General features: G+C 41.5%; 11 protein-coding genes. 3 read left to right on the top strand and 8 right to left on the bottom strand.

Features of this window, described 5'->3' with window-relative positions; all coding sequences use genetic code 11:
• Positions 1–141: 141 nt before the first annotated feature.
• The 4 genes from BLU33_RS04235 to namA form a co-directional block, all read right to left on the bottom strand.
• Positions 142–1,479, bottom strand: a complete 1,338-nt coding sequence (locus BLU33_RS04235; RefSeq protein WP_091369671.1) for a M16 family metallopeptidase — start codon at positions 1,477–1,479, stop codon at positions 142–144.
• A 15-nt stretch (positions 1,480–1,494) separates the two neighbouring features.
• The gene (locus BLU33_RS04230) at positions 1,495–2,874 is read right to left on the bottom strand and encodes a M16 family metallopeptidase (RefSeq protein WP_091369669.1); all 1,380 of its coding nucleotides are present in this window, start codon (positions 2,872–2,874) and stop codon (positions 1,495–1,497) included.
• 157 nt (positions 2,875–3,031) lie between these two features.
• Positions 3,032–3,451 carry an OsmC family protein gene (locus BLU33_RS04225; protein WP_091369667.1) on the bottom strand — a complete coding sequence of 140 codons (420 nt, stop codon included), beginning with the start codon at positions 3,449–3,451 and terminating at the stop codon, positions 3,032–3,034.
• A 566-nt stretch (positions 3,452–4,017) separates the two neighbouring features.
• Positions 4,018–5,106: an NADPH dehydrogenase NamA gene (gene namA, locus BLU33_RS04220; protein ID WP_091369666.1), complete on the bottom strand. Its 1,089-nt coding sequence runs from the start codon at positions 5,104–5,106 to the stop codon at positions 4,018–4,020.
• Between the two features lie 120 nt (positions 5,107–5,226).
• On the opposite strand from namA, the gene BLU33_RS04215 reads away from it, so the two are divergent.
• Together BLU33_RS04215 and BLU33_RS04210 are read left to right on the top strand one after the other, a co-directional pair.
• Positions 5,227–5,931 carry a dienelactone hydrolase family protein gene (locus BLU33_RS04215; protein ID WP_091369665.1) on the top strand — a complete coding sequence of 235 codons (705 nt, stop codon included), beginning with the start codon at positions 5,227–5,229 and terminating at the stop codon, positions 5,929–5,931.
• Between the two features lie 115 nt (positions 5,932–6,046).
• Complete coding sequence (locus BLU33_RS04210) at positions 6,047–7,252, top strand: cation:proton antiporter domain-containing protein (RefSeq protein ID WP_091369663.1); 1,206 nt, start codon at positions 6,047–6,049, stop codon at positions 7,250–7,252.
• 4 nt (positions 7,253–7,256) lie between these two features.
• Here the strand turns inward: BLU33_RS04210 and BLU33_RS04205 are convergent, their stop codons facing one another.
• Together BLU33_RS04205 and BLU33_RS04200 are read right to left on the bottom strand one after the other, a co-directional pair.
• On the bottom strand, positions 7,257–8,045 hold the full coding sequence (locus BLU33_RS04205) for a hypothetical protein (protein WP_091369661.1): 789 nt from the start codon (positions 8,043–8,045) through the stop codon (positions 7,257–7,259).
• A gap of 193 nt (positions 8,046–8,238) precedes the next feature.
• A complete protein-coding gene (locus tag BLU33_RS04200) occupies positions 8,239–8,604 on the bottom strand; it encodes a hypothetical protein (protein ID WP_091369660.1) in 366 nt (121 codons plus the stop codon).
• Positions 8,605–8,745: 141 nt separating this feature from the next.
• Between BLU33_RS04200 and BLU33_RS04195 the strand changes: the two genes are divergently transcribed.
• Entirely contained in the window at positions 8,746–9,075 is a 330-nt protein-coding gene (locus tag BLU33_RS04195; protein WP_091369658.1) for a single-stranded DNA-binding protein, read from the top strand.
• A gap of 629 nt (positions 9,076–9,704) precedes the next feature.
• Here BLU33_RS04195 and BLU33_RS04190 read toward each other — a convergent pair.
• Together BLU33_RS04190 and BLU33_RS04185 are read right to left on the bottom strand one after the other, a co-directional pair.
• Positions 9,705–10,409 (bottom strand): SDR family NAD(P)-dependent oxidoreductase, encoded by a 705-nt coding sequence (locus BLU33_RS04190; protein WP_091369656.1) that lies wholly within the window; start codon positions 10,407–10,409, stop codon positions 9,705–9,707.
• 150 nt (positions 10,410–10,559) lie between these two features.
• Positions 10,560–12,338: an aromatic amino acid hydroxylase gene (locus BLU33_RS04185; protein WP_091369654.1), complete on the bottom strand. Its 1,779-nt coding sequence runs from the start codon at positions 12,336–12,338 to the stop codon at positions 10,560–10,562.
• Positions 12,339–12,425: the final 87 nt, after the last annotated feature.

The following is a 12,425-nucleotide window of genomic DNA, read 5'->3' as shown; positions in this document are numbered from 1 at the left end:
TTAACACACCTTAACAAGATAAAATAATAACTTACAAGTAGTTATATCATTATGATAAAGCAGGGCAGATATAAGACTTTATAGCTACCCTGCTTGTTACAATTCAACAGTATTATTTTTCAATAATCTCATCTACAGGCATTAGTTACTAACTGGGTTATCACCCACGTGCGAGGTGCCGTTTTTATACAATATGGGGTCAACTTTTTTAGGATCGCCCTGGTAAACCCAAACAATGTTGCCTATGTATTTATTAAAGGCGTTATTTATATCGGCAACGGTTAATTTCTTAATGTTGGTCATATAAGTTAATGATCTTTTCCAATCGCCATGCATCACTTCATTACTCACAATTGATGATGCCTGGGCATAATTGGTTTCATTTTTATAGTAAAAGCCGGTAAGGTAGGTAACCTTCATATTTGCCAGTTCCGATGCATTAAAGCCATGAGACTTAGTGCTATCAACCAGTTTATTAAAAACAGCTATGTATTTATTGGGCATAGTGGTTGATACAATGAATTTGGCTACTGATATGGCCCCCACATCAAACCACGTTTCGGGCGCGTAGGAAAGGCCATTATTGGTGCGGATGTTCAGGAAATGCCTGTCGTAAAATATCTGCATAGCCATGTTGAAGGCGTCAAAATCAGGGGCATCAACTAAGGGGCCGCTGGTTACCCCCTCAATATAATTGGTAGCCAGATCCTTTGGCTCCGCCTTGAACGAGTTATTATAAACCCTGAAGAAGGATTTCTTCATCTCAACCGGAGTGCCCTTCTTTATACCATCAAGCATTATTTTTACCCGGGTTTGTATAAGCGAACTATCCAGATCACCAACTACCACTACCAGCATCCTGGAGCGAGTTAGAATGGAATTATAAAACGCCTTGGTTTCCTCTGCCGTTAAGCTATTGATAATTTCAGGCGTACCTTCGGGTTCTTTGGCAAAATCACGGCCCTCAAATGCTACCTTGTTCGCCATTTTATCTATCGACTCATCAGGCTGCGACTCCTGTTCTTTCAAATCATTTATGGCATCCTGCTTAATGCGCGCGAATTCGGCAGCATCAAATTTAGGTTCGGTAATTGCTTCAGCATATAGCGGCCAGGCAATATCAAAATCGCTTTTTATACAGCTCATGCTTATAACCGAATAATCCTTATTGGTATAACCGTATATAGATGCATTAATCTTATCCAAAATATTTTTAAAGCTGTTCTTATCGTGCTTAAGCGTGCCGCACTCTGTAAGCCCCCGCATAGCCATTGATTCAATGCCCATTTTACTGGCAGGGTAATTTTGTACACCACCCCGCAAAACGGTTTGTATCTCAACAATGCTATTGCCGCTGGGCTGCACAATTACCTTTACGCCATCAACAATCATATCATACGCGGCATGCTGTGCCAGCGCCGGTTTTGTGCCCCCTATTGCAACTGCAAAAAGAAGCGTGTATATATACTTTTTCATCATTGATATGGGCTTAAATTACTTAGCTGCAAAAAACGAGGCAGCATTAACTGTTTTATTTAAATCGGGGGATATGATCATACCACCAACCAATGGTTTATTTATAAGATAAGTCTCCAGGTATCTTTTAATATCGGCACGGGTTACTTTCTGGTAGTCGTCGGTATTATCGGTATAATAATTAAGGGATGTGCTGCACCACATAAAACTTAACTGACTTGCCAGCGATGATGGTTTTTCCTTAGCCCTGATATCATTACGCAGCAATATGCCTTTGGCATCTTTCAACTGGTCATCGGTATAATAATCCGGGTTGTCAAACATGCTGATCTGGTTCGTTAATTCGGCATAGCATTCCTTTAGCTTATTAGGGTTAGGCACAACAAATATTTGTACCGGACCAGTGTATTTACAAGTTTCATAACTAACACTTACATTGGTTGCCAGCCCCTTATCAACCAGTGCCTGCTGTAATTTTGATGAGTTTAAACTCACAATGGTCGAAAAAACATCGGCTGCTATGGTTGAAGCCGAGTCGGTTGCGTATGATGGCCCCTGCCATTCAAACATCATGTACGGGGTTTTGGCAATGGTTGATTCCTTTACAAAAAAATCACTTTTCACCAGCGGCTTAAACGGCGGTATTGGATATTTTAAAATAGGATCAGACCCGCTGCTTGCCCAATCGCCGAAGATATTTTCGGCCATTGTAAATGCGCTTTCATGGTGCACATCGCCGCAAATAATAAGCAGGCTATTGTTAGGGAAATAGTATTTATTCTTGATCACCATCATTTTCTCGGGCGTGGCCGTGTTGATGATATCATGTATGCCGATAGGGTTTTTGCGGGTGAACAGGTCGCCCCAAACTCTTTTCTCCACCTCAAAATCAAGCTGAAAACCCGGGTCACTTTCTGCACGCTGAAACTCGCCGTCAACAACCTTTCGCTCCTTTTCCATATCCTCTATACGATAGATCGGGAAGCGGATAGCCGCGTTCAAAAATTTAAGGCCCGCGTTCAAACTATCCGTATCAAACGTAAAAAAGTAATTTACACGCTCGTAACCTGTTGTACCATTCCAAATGGCACCGAGTTCCTGCGTGCGTTTTAAAAACTGCGCCTGGGTAGGGTAATCCTTATTAGCCTTAAAAAACATATGCTCAAACATATGCGACAGGCCATTATACACCGAATCTTCGGTAAAGGAGCCATTTTTTACCGCTATCTGGATGGTAGCTAGTGGTACTTTGCTGTTTTCAATAACAACTACCTGTAATCCGTTGGGTAGTTGTTTCCAAAAATAACCATCGGGCAGGCGCAACTGGGCAAAGGCGCTCGTTGTAAATAATAGGCCTGCAACAATTAATACACAATGTTTAATACTTTTAAAGACCATGATAATGAGAGGTTTAATGTTAATACTATAAATATATAAGTATTTACAATAGCAATCAGCATAAAGTACAAAAGCCCTGCAGAAATTATCTGCAGGGCTCTTGCAATTCAAGTCCAGGAAAAATCTTTATACCTGATACTAGCTACTTAATACTAAATTATTGGTATTGAATATCTAAAGTAATAGGCACGTTCAGTGCTTTTGAGATGATACAATTAGCTTTCGCGCCTTCGGCAATTTCTTTGAACTTATCAGCTGATACACCTTCAATTGCTGAACCAACCAATGACAAATGAATAGCAGTGATGCTTAGCGCAGCCATATCCAGGTCTAACACCGCGTCGGTGGTTAAGTCGCCCGGGGTAAAGCCAGCCTGTGTTAAAGCAGCACCAACCGCCATGGTAAAGCAGCCTGCATGCGCAGCAGCTATCAGTTCTTCTGGATTAGTGCCTATCCCATCGGCAAAACGGGTTTTAAATGAATAGTTGGTATTGTTAAGTACGGTGCTTTGAGTGCTTATTTCGCCTTTACCTTCTTGTAAGGTACCGTTCCAATGTGCTTTTGCTGTACGTTTCATGGTTATGTTTTAAGTTTTATAACGGTAAAATTAGTGTTTTGTTCAATAGGTATATATCATTAATATCTATATTGTATAGATGTTCTTTGTATAAACTTTTCTAAAACCCTCTTTCCGCCGCAGGCGAAGAGAGGGTGGTCGAGCGAAGCAACGACCGGGTGAGTCGGCGGAGCGCGTTGAAGCTACTCTTGACTTGTAGGCCAAATATCTGAACCCGAATTTTATGAATTAATGAATTTTTAGAATTCTGTTCATTCGAAACATTCATAAAATTCGGGTTCAGATATTTTGGGCGTTGCCTGCGGCCGTGCTATCCACTCATACTGCACAGGCCTTAGGCGCGAGGCCGGTATCCGCTGCTATCACTAACGCGGAACTTCGACGCGCTCCGTTATTTTACCCCCTCCGTCTCCTTCGTCGACACCTTCCCCTAAGCTTAGGGGAAGGCCGGGGTGGGGTAAAACTTCGACGCGCTCCGCCGACTCACCCCGACTTCGTTTCACTCGTCGACCCTCTCTGCCGCAAGCGGCAAAGAGGGTTAGGAAAATTTAACTTTGCCTTTTTGCTCACCCTTTCGGGGGCCGGGGGGCCTGCCACTTAGCGCGCTCATATTGCACCGGCCATTTCACTTCATGACCAAGCTCGTGCGCAGCACGGAGCGGGAAATATGGGTCGCGCAGCATTTCACGGGCCAGGAACACTATATCGGCGTGGCCGTTCTGTATAATACTGTCGGCTTGCAGGGGCTCGGTTATTAAACCTACCGCGCCTGTTAATATACCCGTTGTACGTACTGCTTCGGAAAACTGCACCTGGTAACCCGGGCCAACAGGGATTTTTGCAGCAGCTACGTTACCGCCAGACGAGCAATCAATCAGGTCGATGCCTTTATTTTTTAATATTTCGGCTAAGGCTACGGAATCACTGCTTGTCCAGCCGCCTTCCGTCCAGTCGCTTGCTGAGATCCTTACAAACAAAAGATTATCCCCGGGCCAAACTTCCTTAACAGCTGCTAACAACTCTAACAAAAACCTGATCCTGTTTTCAAATGAACCGCCATATTCATCTGTACGTTTATTACTTATTGGCGATAAAAATTCATGGATCAGATAACCATGCGCGCCATGCAGCTCTATCACTTTAAAACCTGCTTTCAGGGCCCTTCCTGCCGCAACTTTAAAATCAGCTTTAACTTTTTCAATGCCTGCTTTATCCAGCGCCAGCGGTGCTTCCTCGGCATCTGTAAAAGGCACAGCGCTTGGGGCAACAGACTTCCATCCGCCCGGTGCTGTGGAATGTATTTGCGCACCTCCCTCCCATGGTCTTTGGTGACTGGCCTTTCTACCAGCATGGACCAGTTGCACACCGGCAACAGCGCCATGCGCATGTATAAAACCGGTGATCTGTTTTAGTTTTTCAATATGCTCATCCTTATAAATCCCCAGATCGCCGGGCGAGATCCTGCCCTCGGGCGATACGGCTGTTGCTTCGGTAATAATTAATCCGGCACCGCCAACTGCCCTGCTGCCTAAATGCACTAAGTGCCAATCGTTAGCAAAACCATCCTCGCTGGAATACTCGCACATGGGCGATACAGCAATACGGTTCCTTAATTCAATGTTCTTTATTTTTAGTGGGGAAAATAGATGTGGCATAAGCTTTTTCTTACAAATATGATAAGTAACAATTATAGCACGTTCATGGTTATGTAAAACAATTATACCATAATTGGTTGTTATTTAAATTTGCCCCTAACAGTATTGAGTAAAAATTATATGGAAAACCAACAAAATTACGTCAGCATGCACGTTGCCGATGGCAGCAATATGGCTGGCTATACTGCTTTCCCACAAAATAAAACTACTGATCTGCCTGCTATTATATTGCTGCAGGAAGCTTTTGGCGTAAACCACCACATGCGTAATGTGGCCGATCGCTTTGCCAAGGATGGCTATGCTGTAATAGCCCCCGAGCTTTTTCACCGCACAGCGCCGGTAGGTTTTGAGGGCGCTTATAATGATTTCCCTGCTGTAATGCCACATATGCAGGCATTAACTACCGACGGACTTATAGCCGACCTTAATGCCTGCTACCAATGGCTAACCGAACAGGATAATATTGACAACAGCAAAATATTCAGCATAGGTTATTGCCTGGGTGCCAGGGTATCATTTTTAGCAAATGCTACTTTACCACTTAAAGCAGGCGTATCCTACTACGGCGGCAGTATGGACCAATATGCAGATAAAGCTGCCAATCTGCATGGCAAACACCTGTTTTTTTGGGGTGGACTGGACAAACATATCAAACAGGAAAATATCGACACCGTTATAAGCTCCGTTGAAGCCGCCGGCAAAGATTATATCAACGTAAAAATATCATATGCCGACCATGGCTTTAATTGCGATGAAAAACCAAGCTATAACAAAGTAGCAGCAAAAGAAGCGCTGGCATTGACGTTGGCTTTTATAAATCAGTAAAGAATCAGGATGCAAGAGCCAAGATACAAGAATCAAGAAATAAATGGCAGTACTGCTTTTTGTCCTGATTCTTGTATCTTGGCTCTTGACTCTCAATTCCCCTATTTAATAATATATGACTTCATATACTACCCTAATTATATTAAGCGGACTAGTTATTTTTTCATACCTGTTTGATCTGATCGGGGGTAAAACCAAAATCCCTTCCGTAATACTATTGATGTGCCTGGGCATCATAATTAAGCAGGTGTTGAATTATTTTGGCTTTGCCGCCTTAAACTTCGATAACCTGCTGCCTACGCTGGGTACGCTGGGGCTTGTACTTATTGTATTTGAGGGCGCGTTGGAGTTACGTTACAGCAGAGATAAGAACAGCATAATTAAAAAATCCTTTTTTTCGGCACTCATTATCCTATTGGTCACCGCGTTCCTCATCACCTGGATCATTTACCAAATGAGCGGCGATACCATTTATAAATGCTTTATCAACGCCATTCCGTTTTGTGTCATCAGTTCGGCGGTGGCCATACCGGCGGCATCAAATCTTAGTAAGGAAAAAAAGGAGTTCATTGTATATGAGTCTTCTTTTTCGGATATACTTACCGTGGTGCTGTTCAACTTCATGACCAATAACAAACAGATCAGTTTCGCATCATTCACAAAATTAGGCGCCGAACTGGGTGTTATTTCCATTGTGGTGATCTGCTCATGCCTGTTATTGCTTTACCTTATCGGCAGGTTAACACATCATGTAAAATCGTTCCTGGTTATCTCTATACTTATACTGGTATATTCTATCGGGCAGCTATTCCATTTGTCCTCGCTGATAATTGTGCTAGCGCTGGGCCTGTTCCTGAACAATGCCAGCCAGATAAAATTGCCCTGGTTCCGGAAATATTTTATTTACCCAAATTTAAGGTATGATATTAAGCAACTGTTCCAGCTCTCCGCCGAAAGCGCCTTTTTGATGCGCACTTTTTTCTTCATCATGTTTGGTTATACCATGGACGTGTACCAATTGGAACATTGGACAGTTTTAATAAACGGCGGCTTTATATTGCTGGGCATTTATGCGATCAGATTCTTGTACATTAAACTAGTATCAAGAACCGACCTGATGCCCGAGCTGGTACTGATACCCCGCGGGTTAATAAGCGTACTACTCTATTACAGTCTGCCGCCTGACATGAAAATTAAAGGCGTAGAGACAGGATTACTGTTTGTAGTGATATTGGGGACCAGTATAATTTTAAGTCTGGGATTGCTGGCTACTAAAAGGCAGGCGAGCAGGCAGCAAGGGGATGGGGATTTTGTTAGTTAGGTAATCATTTTTTACCAACAAATAAATTTGCTATTTTATTATAACTATCAGGATCGGCATCAAAGATTCTAAGGTCAGGCGTATGAACTACATAGATTCCAGTAAATGAATTTTTGTAAGCTAAGCTATCTCTATAATTAAGTTTCACAAATAAAAAAGATGTGTCTCGGCCATTTTTATTATACGTTAATAAGCTTATATAGCTATATGGATCTTTTGGAAGTAGGAAAATTGATTTATTTATTCTCAACGGCACAATATCCCCAATTATATTAAATTCACCATTGTGTTCATTAATAAGCGCTAAATATCCTTTCAAATTATAAGCACCGGCATTACCTTCATTCAATACAGTAAATTCAAACTGAACTGAATCTTCTTTATTAGTTTTGGTAATTATAGGATTATATTCACCCGTTTGAGAAGATAGTTTTATAATAGGATATTTTATGATTCTGGCTTTATTAGGACCGATATTTTTAAATGCATTGTTCAAGTCCACATGAATATTCCCCAAAGAGTCACTTAAAGTATTATTTGATTTATCAATTTTAAACCCTAAACCCTCACTTGTATTTGTAATTGATGCTGCTAAATCGCTTTTATCACTTTTTGACTCAAAAAACCTATTGAAGATATCTAATATACCAAAGCAGAAGAGCAATATCACGCAAAGAGTTATGTATACTTTTTTTAATAATTTATATTCACCATAGTTTTCATACAAAGGAATAATAGCGACAATCGCAAGAAGTACGAAAGCCATAATCGCAACAAAGAGTGTAATGGTCATTTTACATGATTTTGTTTAAAAATACGTATTAATTTACTCCCCCTCTCTTCCCTCTTCACCAATAACAGATCATCATTATCCAGCACCAAATAACCATACTCATAACAAAAAAGTATTTCTTGCGTTTTGTATTTCCGCTAGTTCAGGCGTCCACGCTTGAACCGGCGGAACTTTTGACTTTTGACTCCCCCAGCTACTCCCCTTTTTCTTCCCGCTTCACTAATAACAAATCATCATTATCCAACACCAAATAACCATACTCATAGCAAAAATGATATTTCTTGCCTGTTTGGGTTTGGTATATATTGGTAAAATAGTCGAACTCAAAGCCTTTCACCAGCATCTTTTCGCGGGTAGTTTTTGTTTTGCCAGATGGGTTTAGTTCCTCCATTATACGCCTGTTGCGTCGCAGCACATTGTTTATGTTGCGGATCAGATTATAACTGCTGCTGTTAAGCTGGTTATTATAATTATTGCGGCACATATCATTACAGAACTTTTTATCGGCCCGGCCGTGTATTAGCTCGCCGCAATCAAGGCAGTGTCTTTCCTTATTCATAAAGCTAATATAAATAATATATTATCCGTTTGCAAACGCTTACAAATGGCAATTGTCGACTATAAGCATTTATCACCCGACTAATTTTCACGCCCCTCAGCACCTTTGTATCATCAACAACGACAATAAAATTTAGCAGCAATGAATACATTAAAAAACAGTGTGCGCCTGGTAGGCAACCTGGGCATGGATCCCGAAGTAAAAAGCTTTGACAATAACCGCAAATTAGCACGCCTGTCAATAGCTACCAACGAGAGTTATAAGAATGATAAAGGCGAAAAAATAACCGAAACCCAATGGCACCACCTTGTATTATGGGGAGCGCAGGCAAAGCTTGCCGAAGATTACCTTAAAAAGGGTGATGAAGTAGCCATTGAAGGAAAATTAGCAAATCGCAACTATACTGACAAAGATGGCGTAAAAAGATATGTAACAGAGATTGTTGTAAACGAATTTCTGAAAATGAGATAACACCGGGCTATAGCCTTAAAGATACCTTTACCTACCCTTATCCCAACCGGGGCGCAAGAATGATTGCGCCCCTTTTTTATTTATAAAAAATAAGCCAGGCATATCCGCTGCCTGACTCATCATTTAAAAACATACTAAATTAATTCGCTGCTGGTTTGTTATACGATAAAAATTCTAATAAGGTTTAAAAAACAAAAACCCTTGCTTTTTCAGGGCAAGAGTTCTCGTTAACCCTTTTTGGGTCGAGTGAAATACTTACAGTTAGTCAAGCAATTTCCTACCTCTTAATATGAAGGTTCTGACAATCATAAATATTGGCGTAGCAACAATTAATGCTTCTAAAAGGAGCGTCTTGTTCATGGCAATTTTAATTTAGCAGAAGTTAATAAATAAGAAAACTTTGGTCTATATGCGGATATAATATTTAAGGCAAAAATCGTTCCTTTTTACAAAAACCGCGTTTAAAATTGATGGGGGGATTTTTTTTCCAGCGATAAAAAAAGAAGCGAAATTAAGTGGAATTAATTACCCTAAAAGTGGAAAATATTATACACTTTGAGTAAATAAATACACAATCAGTCTATTAAAAATGAGGCAATTAGACCAAGATACTTCTTGTTTGTTTTACACTAAGGGGTCGACAGTGCTACCGGTAAAACCTTACCGTTAAAGAACTGGTGGCCCGTTAAAGCAAAATCAGCTATATATTTGCCCATTTGGAACGCCATAACCGGCGATTCGTATCCCGGGAACGCTTTTTCAAGCATCTCAGTTTGCGCCGATCCGAGCGCAAGGCAGTTTACTTTTATACCTTTTTCGTTAAATTCCTGTGCCAAACATTCGGTTAACGTGTGCAAAGCGGCTTTACTTGCTGAATATGCCGATAATCCCGGAAACTTGGCGCTACCCTGGAAACCACCCATACTGCCAATATTCACAATGTGCGATCCGGCAGGCATAAGCTGCAACACTCCTTGTATCATGCGCACATGGCCAATGAAATTACTTTGCAGCATTTCAACAAAATCGCTTTCCAAAAGCTCGGTAAAATTCTTGTTAATTAACACCCCGGCATTGTTTATTAAAACATCAATCCGGTTATCAAAATTGGCTTCGATAAATTGCAGCAGGCTATCATAATCATCATGCACAACATCAAAGGCAATGGCATATAAGCTACACTCCGGGTTTAAATTATTGGCTATCTCCAGCAAACGCTCCAGTTTATCCTGTGAGCGCGCAAGTGCTATCACTTTATGCTTGCCCGTTAATATAAGTTCAATTACCGCCTCAAAGCCAACACCGCTGCTGGCACCTGTTATAATGATGTTCATGCCCCTTGATCCCCTAAAGGGGAATATTGTTTTATAGATTACTAAACTAGCACTTTTTGTTTAACTAGGATAGTTTTAAATTAAAAAGCAAAGTCTTGTGCGATTCCTTCCTAGGGGAAGGGAATTACACAAGACCTTACACAGGTAAGACTAAACCACCAACTTTTGCTCCACCGGGTGCGCTATCAGGTAAAAACCATCCCTTATAAGTTTTTTGTACTCCGGTTCATTAGCGGCTTTTTGTTCAAGAAAAGTCCTGATCTCAGCAGCGAGCTTGGGTTCAACATTTTCATGATCGAGCAATTCCAGTATTTCCAGGGCGCAAAGCCAGTCGTCGTGATGATCCCGTTGCAACTTTAACCAAACATTGCCCAGAAAACCGAAATCGCCGCCTGTATGCCTGCGGTTGCGCACCTGCTGGTACAGTTGATGCAGTTCAAGCGTGCGGTCGTCATACTTTACGTGATGCGTATCGGTGTTTGATTTGTAAACTATCTCCACAAATTCCTCCTTATCGGCAGCGCCGCAAAAAACTGATGTTATCTTTTCATCTACCGCCATATCATATACGCCCCAATCGGGCTCAAATAATACTTTGTTGTCTATATCCTTAACCGTACAATTATCAAAAGTAATCACCTGCATTTTTCCTTCGGATGAGATAACGCTTTTTACAATCCCACTTACGGTAATGCCGCTTTCAAAATTCAAAACAACTTCCTTACCATCTTCAATACCCAAAACAATGAGCTCTGTTGCGGAGAAATCCTCCAACGGAATATCATAGCCCTTCAACCTACCCACAGGAGAGCTAAAGCCATCCTTGTGGTAATCCTTACCATGCCCTTTTAATTGTTTATTGTTTACCGCCAGTGCCGTTGGGCCAATGGTTTTAATAAAGATTGGTTCATTATTTTTATCTGTGCTGAATTCAGCAAACGTACCTGATACCTGTAAACCCGAGCTATAAACCGCCGTGCAGGTATTCCTGCTTTCAATAGCTTTCTTCAATCCATACGCGCCGCCAACCCTGAACGACATGGTATTGGCGAACTGTTCCAGCACATCTATCAGGTTTTGGAAATTCGGGGTTACAAACAGTTGTGGCTGCGGCTTGGTAATGTCATAAGTATAATTTACGGCATCAATGGTGTACCAAAGCTTTTTAATCTGGGGCAGCATACAGCTTACACTTTCACCTATGGATGATAATAAGCCGGCGCCATATATCTTTGGTTCTTCAAGTGTGCCTATAAGGCCATACTCCACTGTCCACCAGTGCAGGCGACTTAACAGCGCCATTTCCGATGGTTCACCCATATTATCCTGGCGATGAGTTACCAAATCCTCTGCCCTTTTAAGCTCTTCCTCATCGGCATCAGGCATTTCTTTTAATATCGATAAGGCTCTTATCGCCTCATACAATTCAAAATCCTGTGATGAGAACATCGCCTTAGCCCCTATCGATCCAAAATAACTCAGGTATTCGTGATAATCCTTATCAGCAATGATAGGCGCGTGGCCTGCTGACTCATGAATGATATCTGGCGCAGGCGTATATTCAATATGATTTAACTGGCGTATATCCGCAGCTATAACCAATACCCGGTAGGCCTGGTATTCCATAAAGGCGGCAGGCGGTATAAAGCCATCAACAGTAACAGCGCCCCAGCCAATTTTAGCAAGCGCATCATTCATTTCCTGCAGATCAGGGATCTTTTCGATAGTTAACCCAGCCTTTTGCAGACCTGGAATGTAAGGATAGTACGCTATATTTTTAAGGTAGCTATAATTCTGGCGCATTACATAGCGCCACACGGCATGGTCAACAGGGGTGTAATGCTCGTAGTGCTGCTCAACTATAAATTGTTTTAAATGAGCGGGCAATGCCGCAACCTGCGGGTTATTAAAATCATTAAAAGTAGCCATTGGTCAGTCTATTTGGTCAAGAGTCAGGAATCAAGATGCAAGAATCAAGAAAAAACAAATTGCTTTTTTATCTTGACTACTGACTCT

This window comes from Mucilaginibacter mallensis, from assembly GCF_900105165.1.
GTDB lineage: Bacteria > Bacteroidota > Bacteroidia > Sphingobacteriales > Sphingobacteriaceae > Mucilaginibacter > Mucilaginibacter mallensis.
The sequence above is the reverse complement of the archived record's forward strand: the minus strand, read 5'-3'. Positions and strand labels throughout refer to the sequence as shown.